This window comes from Bradyrhizobium sp. MI1.7, assembly GCF_055811795.1.
On the sequence record NZ_JBVVPO010000022.1, the window covers coordinates 13703 to 31405 of the forward strand.

14 protein-coding genes and 1 pseudogene are annotated in these 17703 nt (G+C 60.0%); 9 read left to right on the plus strand and 6 right to left on the minus strand.

Going from position 1 to position 17703, the window contains the following annotated elements:
* From AC0L3X_RS20780 to AC0L3X_RS20795, 4 genes and pseudogenes are all read left to right on the plus strand, one after another.
* Positions 1–2055: pseudogene (locus AC0L3X_RS20780) on the plus strand (RHS repeat protein); the annotation flags it as partial.
* 206 nt (positions 2056–2261) lie between these two features.
* Positions 2262–3407, plus strand: a complete 1146-nt coding sequence (locus tag AC0L3X_RS20785) for an acyltransferase family protein (protein ID WP_135215487.1) — start codon at positions 2262–2264, stop codon at positions 3405–3407.
* A gap of 82 nt (positions 3408–3489) precedes the next feature.
* A complete protein-coding gene (locus tag AC0L3X_RS20790) occupies positions 3490–4881 on the plus strand; it encodes a hypothetical protein (RefSeq protein WP_354131869.1) in 1392 nt (463 codons plus the stop codon).
* Positions 4882–5067: 186 nt separating this feature from the next.
* Positions 5068–6363, plus strand: a complete 1296-nt coding sequence (locus AC0L3X_RS20795; protein WP_354131870.1) for a glycosyltransferase family 4 protein — start codon at positions 5068–5070, stop codon at positions 6361–6363.
* A 27-nt stretch (positions 6364–6390) separates the two neighbouring features.
* Here AC0L3X_RS20795 and AC0L3X_RS20800 read toward each other — a convergent pair whose 3' ends face one another.
* The 6 genes from AC0L3X_RS20800 to AC0L3X_RS20825 form a co-directional block, all read right to left on the minus strand.
* Positions 6391–7845, minus strand: coding sequence for an oligosaccharide flippase family protein (locus tag AC0L3X_RS20800; protein ID WP_354131871.1), 1455 nt, complete (start codon positions 7843–7845; stop codon positions 6391–6393).
* Positions 7846–7938: 93 nt separating this feature from the next.
* Positions 7939–9015 carry an acyltransferase family protein gene (locus tag AC0L3X_RS20805; RefSeq protein WP_354131872.1) on the minus strand — a complete coding sequence of 359 codons (1077 nt, stop codon included), beginning with the start codon at positions 9013–9015 and terminating at the stop codon, positions 7939–7941.
* Complete coding sequence (locus AC0L3X_RS20810) at positions 9012–10109, minus strand: acyltransferase family protein (protein WP_354131873.1); 1098 nt, start codon at positions 10107–10109, stop codon at positions 9012–9014. Before AC0L3X_RS20810 ends, AC0L3X_RS20805 begins: the two co-directional genes overlap by 4 nt.
* Before the next feature lie 78 nt (positions 10110–10187).
* On the minus strand, positions 10188–11498 hold the full coding sequence (locus AC0L3X_RS20815; protein ID WP_135215493.1) for a hypothetical protein: 1311 nt from the start codon (positions 11496–11498) through the stop codon (positions 10188–10190).
* Between the two features lie 11 nt (positions 11499–11509).
* A complete protein-coding gene (locus AC0L3X_RS20820) occupies positions 11510–12721 on the minus strand; it encodes an acyltransferase family protein (RefSeq protein ID WP_354131874.1) in 1212 nt (403 codons plus the stop codon).
* Positions 12722–12865: 144 nt separating this feature from the next.
* Positions 12866–13033: a hypothetical protein gene (locus AC0L3X_RS20825; protein WP_167768125.1), complete on the minus strand. Its 168-nt coding sequence runs from the start codon at positions 13031–13033 to the stop codon at positions 12866–12868.
* 14 nt (positions 13034–13047) lie between these two features.
* Between AC0L3X_RS20825 and AC0L3X_RS20830 the strand changes: the two genes are divergently transcribed.
* From AC0L3X_RS20830 to AC0L3X_RS20850, 5 genes are all read left to right on the plus strand, one after another.
* Positions 13048–13752, plus strand: coding sequence for a class I SAM-dependent methyltransferase (locus tag AC0L3X_RS20830; RefSeq protein WP_354131875.1), 705 nt, complete (start codon positions 13048–13050; stop codon positions 13750–13752).
* A 199-nt stretch (positions 13753–13951) separates the two neighbouring features.
* Positions 13952–15283: an O-antigen ligase family protein gene (locus AC0L3X_RS20835; protein WP_354131876.1), complete on the plus strand. Its 1332-nt coding sequence runs from the start codon at positions 13952–13954 to the stop codon at positions 15281–15283.
* Positions 15267–15974 (plus strand): hypothetical protein, encoded by a 708-nt coding sequence (locus AC0L3X_RS20840; protein ID WP_354131877.1) that lies wholly within the window; start codon positions 15267–15269, stop codon positions 15972–15974. Before AC0L3X_RS20835 ends, AC0L3X_RS20840 begins: the two co-directional genes overlap by 17 nt.
* A gap of 149 nt (positions 15975–16123) precedes the next feature.
* The gene (locus AC0L3X_RS20845; protein ID WP_354131878.1) at positions 16124–16771 is read left to right on the plus strand and encodes a transglutaminase-like cysteine peptidase; all 648 of its coding nucleotides are present in this window, start codon (positions 16124–16126) and stop codon (positions 16769–16771) included.
* Between the two features lie 360 nt (positions 16772–17131).
* A complete protein-coding gene (locus tag AC0L3X_RS20850; RefSeq protein WP_354131879.1) occupies positions 17132–17698 on the plus strand; it encodes a hypothetical protein in 567 nt (188 codons plus the stop codon).
* Positions 17699–17703: the final 5 nt, after the last annotated feature.

A 17703-nucleotide genomic window follows, 5' to 3' on the forward strand; every position in this document is an offset into this window, starting at 1 on the left:
TACGTCACCGAGACCCAGCACACCACGGCGGCTGGCGCGGTCACATCCGTCACGCGATATCACACGGACGGCACGCTCGACTACAGCCAGGTGGTCAATTCCGACGGCAGCAAGCTGACGACCCTCTACGACTCGACCGGTCACAAGACGACGGCCATCAAATGGTCGGCGACGGCGACCGTCACCGACAAATACAATACGTCTGGGACGCTGCTCCAGGAAATCGTTCAGAACAGCAACGGCGCGGTGACGACGACCAACTACAACGGCGCGCTGCTCGCATCCGTCTACATCCTCAATGCCGACGGCTCGAAGGAGACGAAGCTCTACAGCTCCACAGGCGTGCTCACCAGCGACACCGTCATCAACACCAACGGCTCCTCGTCGAGCACCGTCTATGCGTCAGGCGTGAAGTCAAAGCTCTACGTCACCAATGCCGACGGCTCTCACGACACGGCCACCTACAACATCAAGGGCACGACCTACGTCACCGAGACCCAGCACACCACGGCGGCTGGCGCGGTCACATCCGTCACGCGATATCACACGGACGGCACGCTGGACTACAGCCAGGTGGTCAATTCCGACGGCAGCAAGCTGACGACCCTCTACGACTCGACCGGCCACAAGACGACGGCAATCACGTGGTCGACTGCGGCAACCATCACCGACAAATACAATACGTCGGGAGCGCTGCTCCAGGAGATCGTGCAGAACAGCAACGGCGCCACGACGACGACCAACTACAACGGAACGTTGCTGGCGTCCGTCTACATCATCAACGCCGACGGATCGAAAGAGACAAAGCTGTACGATTCGGCCGGCCGGCTGACGAGTGACATGATCGCGTCAACCGACGGATCCTCGTCGAACCTGGTCTATACCGCCGGCGTCAAGACGGCTCTGTACGTCACCAACGCGGACGGAAGCCACGATACGACGACCTACAACATCACCGGCAAGAGCTATGTCACCGAGTTCCAGCATGCCAACGCCAGCGGCGTCGTGACCAAGGACATCCGCTACCACGCGGACGGATCGCTCGACTATCAGCAGAATGTCAGCAGCGACGGAACCAAGGTCACCGACGTCTATGACAGCGCCGGCCACAAGCTGAACGAGGTACAGGCCCACACCGACGGATCGAGCCTCACGCTCAACTACAACACGTCAGGCGCAACGACGCAGGCGATCCAGAAAGCCGCCAACGGCGACACGACGACCACCAACTATTCCGGCGGCAATCCGACGTCGATCTACGAGGTCCACACCGACGGCTGGAAGGAAACCAAGCTGTTCGACTCCAGCGGCAACCTCACCAACGACACCGTCTACAGTACGGACGGCTCCACCTCCTCGACCGTCTACTCGTCCGGCGTCAAGACGGCCAGCTACGTCACCAATGCCGACGGCACGCACGACAACTCGTTCTTCAACATTACGGGGAAGAGCTACGTCACCGAATATCAGCATACCGACGCAGCCGGCACCGTGCTTTCGGACACCCGTCTCCATGCCGACGGCTCGTTCGACTTCAAGCAGGTCCTAAACAGCGACGGTAGCAAGGTGACGGACAATTACGACAGCGCCGGCACGAAGACGCAGGAGACGATCAAATACGCCGACGGCAGCTCCGACGTGTTCATCTTCTCCGTGTCCGGCAAGCCCGGCGCCATCGAACACGACAGTCGCGACGCCAGCGGCACACTGGTCAAGATCGACATGCAGAATGCCGACGGGACTCACAAGGTCACGGCCGTGACGGCAGGCCAGACGCTCCAGGGATCTGCGAACAACGACCAGTTCCAGATAGCGCCCGGATCGACCACGGTCGTCTACGATCATGGCAATGACACTGTCATCGGCTTCCACGCAGGAACGGCGGCCAGTCACGACGTCATCGAGATCTCGAAAGCCCTGGTCGCGGACTACGCCCATCTGCAGGTGACGCAGAGCGGCTCCAACGCCGTGGTCCAGATCTCGGCGACCGACTCGATCGTCCTTCAGGGCATCAACGCCCAGAATCTCGACCACGGCAATTTCCTGTTCGTGTGATCGATTGAGCACCCCACGCGCCGCCTGCGGCGCGTGGGAACGGAGCGGGTCGATATGCAGGATTGAGGACTGCAAATTCCCGGCTTGACAAATAACCGATTGCTTATTTTGACCGCACCAGCGCGATCAATAATTTGGCAGTCCTTTCAAAGGTCATCATGTTAGGATAAGCACTGCACCAGATTGAAATAGGTTGAGACTGGCTGATGCAGAGCGTCACGATTTCCGAACGTATCAAGAATGTTGGGGGACATTCTACCGGCTTCGACTACCTTCGCATTTCTCTTGCATTTGGTGTGGTCGGCTACCACAGCGCGATCACCTCGTACGGACAGGCCGCCCAGGACCGCCTTGTCACGGGGCCGCTGCATTCCTTCATCGCGCTCATCCTGCCGTGCTTTTTTGCTCTGAGCGGATTCCTGGTAGCGGGAAGCCTCGAGCGATCGAAGAATATCGTACACTTCCTGTCCTTGCGTATCCTGCGTATCTTTCCGGCCCTCTCGGCGGAGGTGCTGCTTTCGGCTTTGCTGGTCGGACCTGCCGTCACCAGCTACGCGCTCCGGGACTATTTCTCGGATTCGCTTTTCTTTCGCTATTTTTTCAACATCATTGGCCATGTGCAGTTCAAGCTTCCCGGAGCATTCGAGACCAATCCCCTCCCGTTGATCGTCAACGGCCAATTGTGGACGGTCCCCTTTGAGCTCGAATGCTACGTCGCACTGACCGCCGCCGCCGTGGTCGGCATCGTCAGGAATCGGGCGCTGCTCCTTTTCATCGTCGCGTTCCTGCAAGCTGCGTTCGTCATCAAGAACATCATTTCCCCGCCGACTCTCATTCGGGTGCATTCGGTCCTGTCCGGGAACCAGCTCACGATGACATTTTTCTACGGTGTCATCATTTACCAGTTCAGGGACAAGCTGATCTGGAGCAAGTGGATTTTCCTTGCCAGCACGCTTGTTTCGCTGGCTCTGCTATGGCCGCAATCATCGGCAATGGATTATCTCTCGCTTCCATTTATGGCCTACCTGACGGTCTATTTGGGACTGACCAATCCGCCAAAAACGCTCATCGTGAAGATCGGAGACCTCAGTTACGGCGTGTTTCTGTATAGCTTCACCATTCAACAGCTGGTGGTTTACGTCGGCGTCCGGGAATGGTGGACCAATTTGCTGTTCGCGGTGCCGCTCTGCCTGCTGTTCGCGCTGTTCTCGTGGACTTGCGTCGAAAAGCCGTTCCTCGGCCTCCGTCACCACGTCTCGAAGTTGGATCCTCTGATGGACTGGCTAAGCCCTCTAGCTCGATTCCGGAATGTCATTTTCGCGAAGGCACAGAGCCTTACAAAAAGAGCTTGAGTGTCGGCGGCGCGCCGCCACCAGGCGCGTGCGAGATTCCGGATTTCGACCCCTTGTGACGACGAGCAGGAAGTAAGTCCGCATGCTTCGACTTCTTGCTCTTGGCAGCTATTTCTACCAAAGCCTGGTCGCGATCCTTCTCATTCTGGCTCTCAGCCATCTGCTGGAGCCGGCGTCGTATACGACCTATTCCCTGACGGTTGCCGTGAGCCAGTTCGCCACGGTGGTGGCTTTTGAATGGCTGCAACTGGCGGGTCAGCGTTTCCTCGCATCGAGCCAGGGAGACGAGACACCGCGACTGCAATCATCCCTGTTCAGTGCGCTCGCACTCAGCATCGCCGCTCTGATCGCGGTCGCAGGGCTTGCCGCGCTGTCCGGTCGGCTTCCGACGTCCCTGATCGGAATAGGGCTCGCCGCAACGATCGTGCAGGGGACGGTCGACCTGCACTACATGATGATCCGGGTCTCCGGGAGATTGTCCTCGTCTTCGATCCTGATGATTTGCCGCGCCACATTTCTTCTCGTGGGGGCGACCGTCAGCGCGAAGCTCTATGGAACGGCGGAAGCCGCGCTGGTCGGTATCTTGGCTGGCCACGTCCTTGGCCTTGTTCTCGGCTCGCTGATCGACCGCACCTTGCTTAACTGGTCTCCCCGGCTCGCCAGGAAGGCGGATCTTTCGACCTTCGCTCGCTACGGGATGCTGGCATCCGGCGCGTCGGTGGTGCACCTGTCCGCCCCGATCCTCATTCGCTTCATGATTGTCGGCCGTTTCGGCATCACCTCGAGCGCAAGCGCCGGCTTCTCCATGGCGATCGACCTTCTGCAGAGGCCGTTCTCGGTGCTGCTGTCCGCCATTCATACCATCAGCTATCCCGACGTGGTGTTGCGCTACGACACAGGGACCAGGAAAGAAGCGCAGCAAGCCGCAGCCGAGCTGTTCGAACTCGCGTTCTGCTCCACGGCGCTGATGCTGGGCGGATTGATCGCATTCATTCCGGACGCCGCGAGGTTCTTCGTTCCCCCTGCCCTGATTGCAAGCTTCCTCGCTGCGACGCCAAGTGTGGCGGCCTTCTATTTCCTGCACACTCACCTTCAAGCCACATTGGCGCTCGTCCCGCACCTGCAGAAGGCCGCCCTGCGTCTCATTCTGATTGCGGCCGGGCAACTGGTCCTCATCTCCGTCTTTGTCCTGATCAGCAGTTTCGCAGGCTCCGCGCCGACAACCGCGCTTGCCGGCGCCGCCCTCGCAACCGCACTGGTCATCCTGGCGGCTTGCGGCCCGACGCTCCGATTTGGCGCCTATCCGCGCCCGGGCCTGGTTCTATTCACCGCAATCAGTTCGGCCATCGTCGGGGGATTGGCCGCGTTGCCTTCCGAGCCGCTGGCGTTGCTCTTCGGTAAGATCATCGTGGCAGCGGTGGTGACATCAGCCATCGTGTGGTTCGGCGATTTCCTGCATCACGACAAGGCCTGACGTCGAACCAGCATGGAATGACGATGTTTGCGCTACATGCACGTAACACTTCGATGAACTGCGGCAGCACAGTGCCGCCCATTTTTGCGGTTGACATGCGGGGTGGGCACATTCAGCAGATGATATCGCACCCACGCCGTCGATTGGCCGCCGGCGCGAACAGGACATGATGCCGAGATGCCCGCGATGGACCAAGATAGCTATTCTGGCGCAGAGAGGATCGAGACGATTAAGGACGCGGCGCAACCTTCGGATCGCCGCACGGCTCGTTCCGCCACGAGGCTCCTGTTCATCGTCGACACCGGATTTCCGACCTTCCGCGCCGACGTTTCGTCCCTGTTCGGCACCTATCTGCCGCGACATGGTGTTCTGACCGATCTCGTCGCGGAAGCGGACGGCGATGGCGGAACGTGGGAGGCCGGCGACGTATTCCTGACCCATCGCCGCCGATCGCGGCTGCGGCTTCCGCTACGTGGTTTCTTTCACGACATCGGCGCGTTGTGGGGGGCAAAGCGCAACAGATATTCGGCGATCCAGATCCGCAACAAGGTCTTCGCCTCGGTGGTCGGCATTCTGAGAGCGCGTTGGCTCGGGATCCCCTTCTACTACTGGATGTCGTTCCCGATGGCCGATGCCGCCATCAGGGTCGCCCGTGAACGCGGGCGCTCGCAGGGATTCCTGAAATGGCTCATCCTGGCGACGGCGGGTTATGCGGGCCGTGAGGTGCTGAACAGGTTCGTCCTGCCGTGGGCCTCTCACGTGTTTGTCCAGAGCGACAAAATGAAAGCCGATCTCGCGGCACAGGGGATCGATCCATCGCGCATGACGCCTGTGCCCATGGGGATCGATCCCGAGCGGTTTCGCGTGGATACACCAGCTCAACCCGATCCACGCCTGTCTGGCCGCCATGTGATCGCCTATCTCGGCACGTGCGAGCGCATGCGCCGGATCGATTTTCTGTTCGAAGTCGTCGCTGCCGTTGCTGCAACCGATCCGCTGGTGACCCTGCTGATCATCGGCGACGCTCCCGACGGGCCCGATCAAGCATGGCTACGGCGGCGCGTGGACGAAACCGGGGCGACCGGCCGCGTGGTGATAACCGGTTGGCTCCCGCAGGAAGCCGCACAAGCCCATCTCGCTGCAGCCGACGTCTGCCTCGCCCTGATGCCGCCCGATCCATTGCTGGATTCGACGACGCCCACGAAGCTCGTCGAATATCTCGCGATGGGCAAGCCGGTGGTCGCGAACGACCATCCGGACCAGCGCAAGGTCATTGACGAGAGCGGAGCGGGATTCTGCACTGACCTCGACACCGCGCGCTATGCGGAGGCGGTCGGCAAGCTGTTGTCCGATCCGGCGCTCCGTCAGACCATGGCATCGCGGGGACGCACCTACGTGCTCGAGAACCGCTCCTACGACACCATTGCGCGACGGCTGGCGGCGACTTACGAAAAGTTCGCCCGGCGTCCTACAGGATCTTGATCCTGCCGGTCCCTGCGCAGTCCCCGATCAGGCCGGCTGCGCTATCGGAGCCCCCTGACGCCGCGAGGAAACGAGCGATCGCATCGCGGTCAGATGGGCGACGATCGCCTTCCGCCAGCCGAGATACACGACCAGGACAACGGCGAAGTAGGTTGCACTCGCCTCCAGCCAGGTCACGAACGTGTCGGGGTCCGGGCCGAACAACATCCAGACCGCTGCAACACCGAGGCAGCTTGCGGCCGTCGGCGGCAGGAACGCATTGACCAGCGACATGCCCGACGCCCTGATCTTGTAGAAGACGACCCCGAGCGACAATGCGGCCAGCGCCAGGCCTGTCACCGCGTAGCCAACCGCAAACACATGCAGGCCATAGGGCAGCATCAGGATGAACACAGCGAAGGACACGACGCTGTTGATGACGCTCAGGTTAAAGTTCAGGCTGCCCTCGCCGCGCGCGAGAATGACTGAGCCGCTGTAGGCGGCAATCGACTGCACCGCCCCGATCGGCGCGAGCACCTTCATCAGCCAGATCGCCTCGTGCCACTTGGGATCCAGCAGATGATCCACCAGATATCCGGTACCGATGACGAAGTAGAACATTCCGGGAAAAGTAAGCAGCGCGGTCATGGCCATGGTCGCCATGGTCAGCGATGATTTGCTTTCCTGCACCAGGCCGGCCTGCGGACCCAGCGCCGACATCAGCACGCCGCTCGCCGGCCACGCCAGGACGACCAGCGGCATGATCATGAACTGGTTCGCGAAACCGTAGAGACCGACGCTTGCCGCCCCCAGATAGATGCCGATCACGATGGGGCCGGAGGTGCGCGCGAGAAAGTTGAGCGCGTTGGTCAGCAGCACCCAGCCGCCAAAGGCCATCAGCGGCTTCAATCGGGACCATCCGAAATTGAGCGTCATCTGCTTTCGGACGGTCACAGTGAAGGCGATGGCCCGCACCAGATGCATGGCGATCTGATAGAGCACCAGCGCCATCACGCCGACACCGCACAGGAGCGCAATCAGATAGCAGATGAACCCTATTGCCACCGCCAAGCCCTCGATCGTGGCAATCCTCTGATAATCGAGGTGGCGCTCGAGCAGGGCGCGGGGCGCTACCGCCGCGACGGCAAAGACGATCGAGAGCGCAAGTCCGGCCAACACCGACGTCAGCCCTTCGAGATTGGACACGCTCGACAACGTCGGCCCGCTGACACAGATCAAAATGGCCAGCAGCGTCCCGAACAGCGTGATCAGCGTTGCCGCCGCGCCGACCTGCCTCCCGTCGAGATCCGGATGGCGCACGATTGCGCTGGAGAGCCCGAGGTCAGTCAATAGCGCAATGAACAGAATGAACGACATCGAGAACGCGACCAGCCCATAGTCGTGCGGCGTGATGAACCGCGCCGAAATGATATTGATCGCAACCTGGGTCGCGGCCCGGCTGATGTTCACCACCGACATGAACGACACACTGCGGATCATCATGTTTGGACAACCTCGAACTCTTTGCTTGCCCGCTGGAAGCGTGAAGCAGGATTTGGCGACGCTGCGTTCGCAGGCAACCGGAAAGGGATACGGTCAGGCACGTTGCTGCAGCTCTTCGGCGCGAAGGGTTGGCGTTCCCCTCAGCATCCGGTCGAGCCTGCGACGCAGCCCCACCTCGATGAATCTGTAGCTTAAGGTCGACGCGACGAAGGCGGTCGGCAGGCCAATCGCGACGAAGCCGCCCCATAGCAGCCACGGATTGACGCCGGCCGCAACGAATTTGGCACCGAGCGCCTGAAGCGGATACAGCGCGAAGGGATGGACCAGATAAAGGCTGTAGCTGATCTTCCCGGCATATTGCAGTGACGGCGAGTCCAGCAGCGTTGCAACGCCGGAACCCGGACTGAGAACCATGGCGAACAGCAGCAGGCCGGGGAGCAGCGCCGGCAGCGCGTGCAGATATTCGAGGGAGCCATACATTACGATCACGCAGGCGGCCGCGGCGAGCAGGCCCCGCCACCCCGCGATCGCGAGCCGGAAGTTCACGCGGCTGAGAATCATGCCGATCCCGAAGAACGCCGCGTTCGGGCGGTAGGCGACCGCCGCGACGGCAACGCCGATCAGCACCCAGGTTATCAACCAATTGCCACCGCGGCGCGACGCGAAGATCGCCGCGAACCAGATGTAGAAGGCCCATTCATAGCTCAACGTCCAGGCATTCTGCTGCCCCAACGGCAGGCCGAGCGCATCAGGCAGGAACAACAGATTGGCGACGAACACCTCGATATAGGTGACGACGTCGATACCCTTGAAGAACTTGTATCCGACGATCGGCCCGATCGTGAACAACGCGACATGCAGCACCACGAAGACCGGCAGAATGCGCATGCAACGATCATAGAAGAAGGCAGACACATCGCCGTGGCGCACGAGGCTGGCCGGGATCAGATATCCGCTGATCATGAAGAACAGCTCGACGCCATGGCCGCCCGTATTGGCGATCGCATGAAACCACGGCGGCAGAGAGGGTAGAAATCCCGCCAATAGCGGCATGACGTACATGTGCACGAGCAGAACGCTCAACGCCGCGACGCCGCGCAGCCCTTGGATCGAAGGAATAAAGCCGCCACCGCTCGCGCCCGTCTCGCTCGATTTGGCCAACGCACTCATGCCACGCTCCGCTGCGCGGCCGGCAACGCTCCGGCCTCGTCGGCTCGCCGTGACCGGAACTTCCGGCCAAACGCGATGGCCGGCTTCTCGACCAGCGCGTAGGTGCCCCAACTGAGCAACCCGGTCGAAGCCAACACCCCGACGGCAAAAAGCAGCCACTGCGGGAGGGTCTCGCCGGCTCCGAAATAATGCAGCACGATCGTCAGCACATAGACCTGCATCAGGTACATCGAATAGCTGATCCGGCCGATGAAGCTCAGGCTTGCCGAGGCTAGACGATCGCCAAAGGCGGCGAAAATGACGAACACCAGCCCCGCGGCGATATAGGCCGAAGCGATCGAGTAGCTGTAGAAGAAGTCCTGATAGACCTCACCGTAAAGGCGCTGGAAAATCTGGACTGCGAATCCGCAATACAGGCCGAGACAAATCGCGACGTGCCACCACTGCAATCGCCTCGCCATCACCGTGTCGCGGATCACCTTGCCGATCAGCATCGCGTCGATGTTGAGGACGACCTCGAGCAGGCGCGACACGATGCGTTGCTCGAACATGACCGGCAGAACAATGCCCGCCAGGGAAATCACGACGACGATGGCAAAGACGGCGGCGCTGCGCTGGAGCAGGCCCAGGGCGAAAAGAACAACACAGCCGATGTAGAAGATCAGCTCGATCGCCAGAGTCCAATGCGCGACCACCATGTTCGGCACCCCGAGGAGATTCTGGAACATCGTCAGGTTCACGCCGAGCTGCCAGGCTGGAAACTCCTTGGCTTCGGTGACCGGCAGGATCGCGACAGCCAGAATGATCGACAGCCAGTACATCGGATAGAGCCGGAAGAAGCGGCTGACAGCGAAGTCCCGAACCGGCATCGAGCTGTTGGGAAAGCTGAAGGGCACGACGAAGCCGCTGACAAAGAAGAACAGCACGACGCCGAAGCGGCCGAGATTGAAATAATATCCAAGCAGGCCGTGCAGAAACCCTTCGTATGACCCAGTCAGCCCCGTGAGCACGATTTTCTCCAGCACGTGCTGAACGATCACGCTGAGAACGGCAATTCCGCGCAAGGTGTCGACAAAGGCAAGTCGGTTTTGCATCTACATTCCTTCGCCGCCGGTTAGCGCCCACACCTGCCGATCGAGCTCGCCGATATCGGGTCGGCCAAGCCACGCACATCAACTGACAGGCCGCATGGCCCCAACCGCAGTTCCGTGAAGCGCCGGCCCGTCACTTCTCCGAGCCCCCTGAAGCACGCCAGTCATTCGCTTCGAGAACACCTCGCTGAAACCCACCGCGATGACCAGAAGGCCGGTTGCAGGTCCATAGCTGAGCACCGTGATCGTGAAGATGTTCATCACGAAGATCATCGACAGCTTGTAGACGTCCGTGATGCCACCCGCGGCGCGGAAAACCATCCACATGAAGATGACGAACGGGAAGCCGAACATGATGTAGGTGCCGATGTAGAAATTATCGACCGGCACCCAATAGGCCTGCAGGTTCGAGAACAATTGCTGCGGGTAGTTGAAGCACCCGATTCCGCATCCGGTGAAGATCCCGATCGGCATCAGCTGACCGAGATAGACGAACGGCAGCTGCCAGCTGTTGTTGATGCGATCCTGCATGCTGAAGAAGAACCCGTTATGGCCCGGCGCGAGCTCGACGCCAGTCAGCAGCAGAATGAGCGTGGGCGGGATCAGAATCGCCGCGAAGGAACTCAGCGTGAGCCTACGAAGCGTCGGCAACTTGCTCTGCTCGGGCAGCGCGCGCACGACGAGAAGACAAAGGATGTAGATGCCGAGAACGACCATCGTCGTCTTGCTCGTGGTGAGGCGTATCGCATAGAGCGAAGTGATGCCGAACAGCAGGACCCAGAGCACGCTCTTGCGAATCGAGGTCATGACGAAGGTGATGAGGATGAAGAAGGCGGCCATCGTGTTGTCGGCGGCGAAGCCCGAAATCCGCTGTTCCGCAAAAGCCCACCAGAGCCGTCCGGCTTCGCGCGTCGCACCGAAGGATTCGTACTTGAAGCCCACCCAGGGGAACGTCCAGTGCGAGGCGAGAAGCACGCCGACCAGCGAGATGTAGAAGGTCGACGCGATGACCTGAAGCAATCTCCTGTTGGAACCAATGTCGCTGTCACAGAAGCAGAAGCCCGCGAATACCGGGATCATCATCTTGAACGCCGACAGCATGGCATTGAACGAGCCCAGAAAGAAGTAGCCGATGATCAATGACAGGACGATTTGCAGCAGGACGAGGACGGCCACGACGCTGCGGTTCTGGATGATGCACCGCTGAATGAAGAGACCGACGCAAAACACCGCGACGATATCGGGCGTGAACCAGAGCACCTCAACGTGAAAGATGCTCGTATAGTACCGCATCGCTCCGCCGAAAGCGTCCCGGATGAAGTAGAGCGCGAGCGCGATCACCTCGATGCGAAACGCGAGCGGAACGGCGGCATTGTCCTGTTGTGGCGTCACCTCGCGCCCTCCTAGCTCAAGCGGCGCGAAGTTTGAACGGACTGAGCCGTCGAAAACGACGGCTCACGTTGCAACAATCGACGGACGAATTTCCCGCCTGGAATCTCGACCAGCCGATAGGTGAAATCCGAGAGCACGATGACAGCGGCTATGATCACGCCATAGGTCAGCGTCGACGCCAACCCCGGGCTGATCGCATCGAGCGCCGCGATCGGTCGCTGCCCGACGACGCGGACTGCGTACTCCGCGAGAAGGATGACGAACGCATGCACCATGTAGATCGAATACGAGCGGGCGCCGAGCCAGACAAGCGGCTTGCTCTCGAGGACACGCGGCAACAATGGAGCCTTCGGAAAGGCCATCAGGCTGGCAAGCAGGATGGCGAACACGAACGGAGCTGCGAAGCTCGCAGCAGGATAGTCGCTGACAAGTACGACCAGGCCGAAGCTCGCGACCAGCGAGCCGACCTGGAGACCGAATTGGATGACGGGCGCCTTGATCTTCGAGAGGGGACCGACAGCTCGAACAACGAGGACGCCGAGGAAGAAGCTCAGCAGACAACGCAGCATGCCGAAATCATATTGAAGGCCGAGCGCCTTCTTCTCCAGCACGAAGACGATGATGAGCCAGTTCCCGACAACCATGATCGCTGCGGTCGCATAGAGAATCTTCCGCGAATTCAAGCGCTGGGCAAATAACAACAGCAGCGCGAACACGATGTAGGTATAGAACTCGACGCTGATGCTCCAGCTCGGGCCATTCCAGCTGAGGTAATCGACGAACCCGAGCGAGTGGAGCAGGAAGACGTTCAAGACGAACGTATAGGTGGTGTTGACCTCGAATTGCCAGGGCGTGACGGTCAGCAGGCCTAGGGTCACCAGGCCGATCCGCGCGAGCCGAAAGACCAGCAGTGCGATCAGCATCACGATGTGAAGCGGATAGATTCGCGCCAGACGACGAACCATGAAATCGCGGAACGAGAATTTTCCGAAGTCCGCATCCGTGTAGCTCATCGAAATCACGATTCCGCTCAACACGAAGAACAGATCGACGAACAGCCACGCATTATGGAAGAAGGCGCAGTCGAACCACGCCTTGTTGGAGAAGGCGGCGAGGAAGATCTTCATCAGAATGACATGATGGATCGCGACTGAGAGCGCTGCGATTCCTCGAATACTATCCAATGGGAGATAGTGCGGTTTAGGCTTGTGCGTCGACTCCATCACTATCCCGTTGCTTAATTTGTTGCGTTGCAATATTCTAACTTTTGAGCTCAGTTTTCAATGAGAATCTGAGTTTCGGCACACGCGATTTGTTGAACGGGAATGCCAAGGTCACGATTAACGTTGATGCGCACGGAACGACAGTCAGCACCATGTTCCGCCACGCGAGAATGTCGATCGATGCCCGGCTGGCACGAGTTCTGAATAGCGAATCCAATGCAATGCGAAGTCGATCCTGACGTGAGCGAGATTTCCATTGTCCTCGACCAGCAACGAACGGTAGACGTCCACATGATCGATCAGCCGCAACATTGGGAGAATTCCTAGTGGCCTATTCTTCCATGACGATTGGGAACACCAGCTCCATCAAGCGCTGGAGCCACAATTCGCGATTCACCAAGGCATTGAGCGTCATGCCGCCGGCGGAAAACGATCGCATCCTCGATTTCGGAACGGGAGATGGACATCTTGTCGGCTTGCTCAAGGAGCGATGCCCCTCCGTCAGCGTCTGCGGCTTCGACCCGCATCTGGACGCAATGGCAAATGAGGTGAAACAACGGTTTCCGGATGTCCAATTTGTGCGCGAGCGCGACAGCATCGTCGGCGGTCCCTACGACAAGGTCTATTGTCTCGAGACGCTCGAGCACTTTGTCGGCCCTCCTCTCATGGATATCGTCACTTTCCTCACGCAGCAGACGGCTCCGAACGGTCACATCCTCGTCTCGGTGCCGATCGAGATCGGACTCTCTTCCCTGCTGAAGAACCTCTTTCGCATGGCTGCGGGCCAGCGCCATCGCGGCACCACCTGGAAGATTGTCTGGGATTCCTTCATCGGCAATACGGCTGCCATCGCACGGCCACCGAGCGAGACCGGATGGATCTCTTCCCACCTTGGATTCGATTTTCGTGTGATCCCCGTCTTGTTCGCAGAATGTGGTTTCGAGGTGGAATCTTTCGGCTACTCGCCGATTCCACTGCCAACCCACATGATTAACAGCCAGGTGTTCTTCCGTTTCGCGCGAAAGGCGTAGCACCATCTAGCACCCGTCCGAGGGGACGGTTGCCGCTCCCCTGCCCCCCAGACATTGAAATCAGCGCTTCCTGAAGGCGCTGATTGATGCTTAATGCAGCACATTGCCGCGGACGGAGGTCCGCGAACGGGATCGATTGTCGCTTGCGGGGGAATACCAGCTGAACACCGTGTCCAGGATCTTGGCTCTGGCGGTTGTCATGCTGGCGCCCCTGCCGCTCGGATCCACCGACCAGATCTGGATCTGTATCTGGTGCGTGCTGATGGCCGCCAGTCTGGTGACGGCCAATCTTGACGGCGTGGCCCGCGAGGATGCGTGGCTGCTGATGCCTTTATTTGCCGCGCTCGCAATGATTGCGGCGTTCGTCGTCGTTCAGGAATGGCGCGATCCGCCGTTTGAGCTCGGCAACCCGGTCTGGCAGACCGCCTCGAAATGGCTTGGTTCGCCGTCGTCCAGCCGCGTTTCGACGACCGTCAACGGCCCGTGGCTGGCGGTGGGCTATCCGCTCCTCCTTGCGATGGTGCTCATTCGCGTATTCGTGATTTCAACTGACGCGAGCAGCGCCCGCCGGCTCCTCTTGCTCCTTGCCTGGGTCGGCTGCGCCTACGCGGTCTACGGCATCCTTGCCGAATTCGGCGACCCCAACGGCCTCCTGTCGAGACGGAAGGAAGCCTATCTCGGCTACGCGACCGGCACCTTCGTCAACCGAAACACGGCTGCAATTTTCTGGGGCAGCAGCGCAATCTTGTTTCTGGTCCCGTTGGTGCGTTTCGCGCATCGCCGCGACCGTCCAGATGCGCCGGCATCGCCCCGTTTGTCGGACCGCGTCACATTCTATTCATCTTCACCAGCCGCGCTCGGCATCGGCTTTGCGATCTGCCTGACGGCAACTGCGATGACCGGTTCTCGCGCAGGACTGCTGCTGTCGATCTGTGCATTTCTGCTCGCCGGCGTGCTCTATCTTGCGCCGTTGCCGCTCGGCAATCTGCGGAGATGGGCGCTTGCCGGGGGCGCAGCCGTCGCAGCGCTGCTGATCCTCCAGCTTGTCGGTGGCGCCGTTGCCGGACGAATTGGCACCTACGGCCTGATCGATGAGCAGCGGCTTGGTGCCTATCAAAGAAGCGTTGCCATCGTCCGTGACTATCCGCTGCTCGGTGTCGGCTGGGGCAATTTCGAGACGACGTTCCCGGCCTACCGGACGACGGAGCTCGGCAGCCTCGGAGTGTGGGATCGCGCCCACTCGACTCCGCTTGAGCTCGCAGCAGAGCTTGGTCTGCCAGCGGCAAGCCTCGTCGTGTTATGCTGCCTCTGGTATGTTTACCTTTTGTTAAGAAGCAGCTTGCGGCGAAAACGCGACCGCTACATACCCATTGTCGGCGTCAGCGTAGCGGCGCTCGGGCTGGTCCATAGCTGCATCGACTTTTCGTTGCAAATACCTGGCTTCGGGATCTTTTTTGCTGCCATTGCCGGTTGCGGACTTGCCCAGTCGATTCCGTCCGAACTACGGAAAGAACGTGGCAAGTTTGAATAAATTGAACTATAAGAGGCAAGAAATTCTGGTGGTCATTATGCAGTTTCGAAAAATTTTGCCTGTCATCCTCGGCGCGACTGCGCTGCTCGGCACAGTTTCCCAGTCGTTCGCGGCCACCGGAAATAGCTCACCCTGCGGACCGAATGCCAACGTGGTATCGGCGGAGAAAGCGAACTCGTTTCTCTCGAATCCGGCAGCTTTGCTCGATCAATTCAAAGATGGTCAGGGCGGCCTTGCCTCGCAAATTCGCGACTTTTTGACATCGCGACCGGAAACCGTCGAGGGTATCGTTTCGCTGGCAAGAGCCAGCAACGAGGACCAGAGCCGCGCCATCGGTGCGGGTCTTGGAACTGCCGCTTCCGTCTGTGTGCTGTCGCAACCGGACGTGGCTCAGCGCATTCAGGAAGCGGTCCTGAAGACCGAGAATCCGCCGCTGATTGAATCTTTCACCGGCATCACCGGCGACATCAAGACGGAAGCGACCAACGGCGCTGATCCCACCGGCGAGACGACGACCGGCGGCGGGGGAACCAATTCAGCCGCCCCAGAGCGTGGCGGTGCAGCGTCGAACACTGTGCCGACGACGCTCAACACAAGTGGACCCAGCGCAGCGTCGCAGACGCAGACGCAGACTTTGTTCACCGCTGCCGCCACGACGACGACGCTGACTTCAGTCAGCCCGTCCCGCTAGCAATTCCGGGCGGAGAAATTTTAACCAAACGAATGTTCCGGGAACCAGCCACCGGAATCAGCTAAAATTGTAATTGTCTGCAAAACCCGAACCTAATTGGTTCGTTGTATCCCTAGCGCCAAGAAGAATGGCGAATAACGGGGATGACTATGAGCTGGATTTTCAGATCTTTCCTGGCGGCTGGGCTCGCTTGCGCTGGCGCTGCTGCCAAAGCCGACACAATCGTCGAGACGCCCTCAACGGCCGTGGCTGGCTCCTTCATCAGCGAGTATGACAACGCCCTCGCACCGCTGCAGTTTGTGAAATTCTGCATGAATTACGGGGCGGAGTGCGAGCAGGATGCGACCGCGGACCAGCAGACGCTGCCTTCGGGCGAACGCGCGCGGGACATGCTTCGCGAAGTCAATCGCGCGGTGAACGATGCCATCACGCCGATGAAAAAGCCGACCAGCCCGATGCTTGCGCATTGGACGGTGTCGCCCGACGCCGGCGACTGCAATGACTACGCCGTGACCAAGCGCCACCGCCTGATCGCAATGGGCTGGCCGAGATCGGCGCTGCGACTTGCGGTTGTCCTCACCGAAGGCGGACAGGGCCATCTGGTTCTCGTTGCGCGGATGAGCGATGGCGACGTGGTGCTCGACAACCTCTCCTCATCGGTCCGCCCCTGGAGCACGGCCGGCTATCAGTGGATTTCGATGCAATCCGGAAGCAATCCTCGCTTCTGGGTGGCCATCGGTGAGCACGGTGCACATCTGCGCGCCAGCCGCCCCGCCTCGGTGCGGACCCCGTCCTAAGACACAACGCTGCAACAAGCCTTTCTGATCGGTCCCGATCCTCGTCGGGGCCGATCAACGCGTTTGTGACGTATCGTGTAGCCTGGCCACGGCATTTGGCGGGCATGGATGCCCGGGGAGCAACCACGTTTTCGAAATCCTGTCACCCGCACGTGCTACGCCGTGGCGCGGATTTTGCTGCTCTGTTAAGAGGCGACTCTCGTGTCACCGCCTGCCCAAAGGGATTGCGGCAAATCGAAAAATTTCTTGGCAGAATGCATCGTTTCCAGCTAATTTTGCACCGCACAAAAATTTGACATACTTTATGCGCATCGAGGGCTTCTCGTAGGACTTCCAGCGCAGTCGACGAACGTAAGTGGAATGGAAGACAATTTGCCTCAGACGATCATGGACGCTAGTCGCCGATCGATCGTTCCGATCGTCATGGCGGCTGCTATTCTGTGTGCGATGACCAGCAGTTCCGATGCGCAATGCGTCACGCGTTCGGAGCGAACAGCACAGATCGCCATCGACGCCTTCGTCGCCGAGCCCAGCTCGCTCCTGGTTCAGTTGCGCAGCGAGAAGGAAAAATTGTCGGGCCGGCTACAGGGCTATCTGGTCAGCGACATATCGGTCCTCAAATCGGTGCCAGCCCTTACGCGGGCCGCGACCCAGGCCGACCGCGCCTCGATCGGGGCCGCGCTGCACCGGGCTGAAATTCGCTGCCGCTCAAGCAAGCCGGAGTTTGCACAGAAAATCGGCGATTTCGTCGGCAAGCTTCACGACAGCGCCGTGCTCGCAGGGTATTCCTCCGAACCGGATGACGCAGCGCCGTCGCCTCCGCCGACGACAGCCAACCTGCCTGCCCAATCCGGGTCAGGCCTGATGTCAGGCGAATTCAAGACCGACATCGCCGACCCTTTCGCCGCCATGCCGCTTCCCGAATAACCCTG

Excerpts from the sequence above, each read along its gene's own strand:
- AC0L3X_RS20785 (WP_135215487.1), top strand. The coding sequence starts at position 2,262 with ATGCAGAGCGTCACGATTTCCGAACGTATCAAGAATGTTGGGGGACAT.
- AC0L3X_RS20790 (WP_354131869.1), top strand. The coding sequence starts at position 3,490 with ATGCTTCGACTTCTTGCTCTTGGCAGCTATTTCTACCAAAGCCTGGTC.
- AC0L3X_RS20795 (WP_354131870.1), top strand. The coding sequence starts at position 5,068 with ATGGACCAAGATAGCTATTCTGGCGCAGAGAGGATCGAGACGATTAAG.
- AC0L3X_RS20800 (WP_354131871.1), bottom strand. The coding sequence starts at position 7,845 with ATGATGATCCGCAGTGTGTCGTTCATGTCGGTGGTGAACATCAGCCGG.
- AC0L3X_RS20805 (WP_354131872.1), bottom strand. The coding sequence starts at position 9,015 with ATGAGTGCGTTGGCCAAATCGAGCGAGACGGGCGCGAGCGGTGGCGGC.
- AC0L3X_RS20810 (WP_354131873.1), bottom strand. The coding sequence starts at position 10,109 with ATGCAAAACCGACTTGCCTTTGTCGACACCTTGCGCGGAATTGCCGTT.
- AC0L3X_RS20820 (WP_354131874.1), bottom strand. The coding sequence starts at position 12,721 with ATGGAGTCGACGCACAAGCCTAAACCGCACTATCTCCCATTGGATAGT.
- AC0L3X_RS20825 (WP_167768125.1), bottom strand. The coding sequence starts at position 13,033 with ATGTTGCGGCTGATCGATCATGTGGACGTCTACCGTTCGTTGCTGGTC.
- AC0L3X_RS20835 (WP_354131876.1), top strand. The coding sequence starts at position 13,952 with ATGCTGGCGCCCCTGCCGCTCGGATCCACCGACCAGATCTGGATCTGT.
- AC0L3X_RS20845 (WP_354131878.1), top strand. The coding sequence starts at position 16,124 with ATGAGCTGGATTTTCAGATCTTTCCTGGCGGCTGGGCTCGCTTGCGCT.
- AC0L3X_RS20850 (WP_354131879.1), top strand. The coding sequence starts at position 17,132 with ATGGAAGACAATTTGCCTCAGACGATCATGGACGCTAGTCGCCGATCG.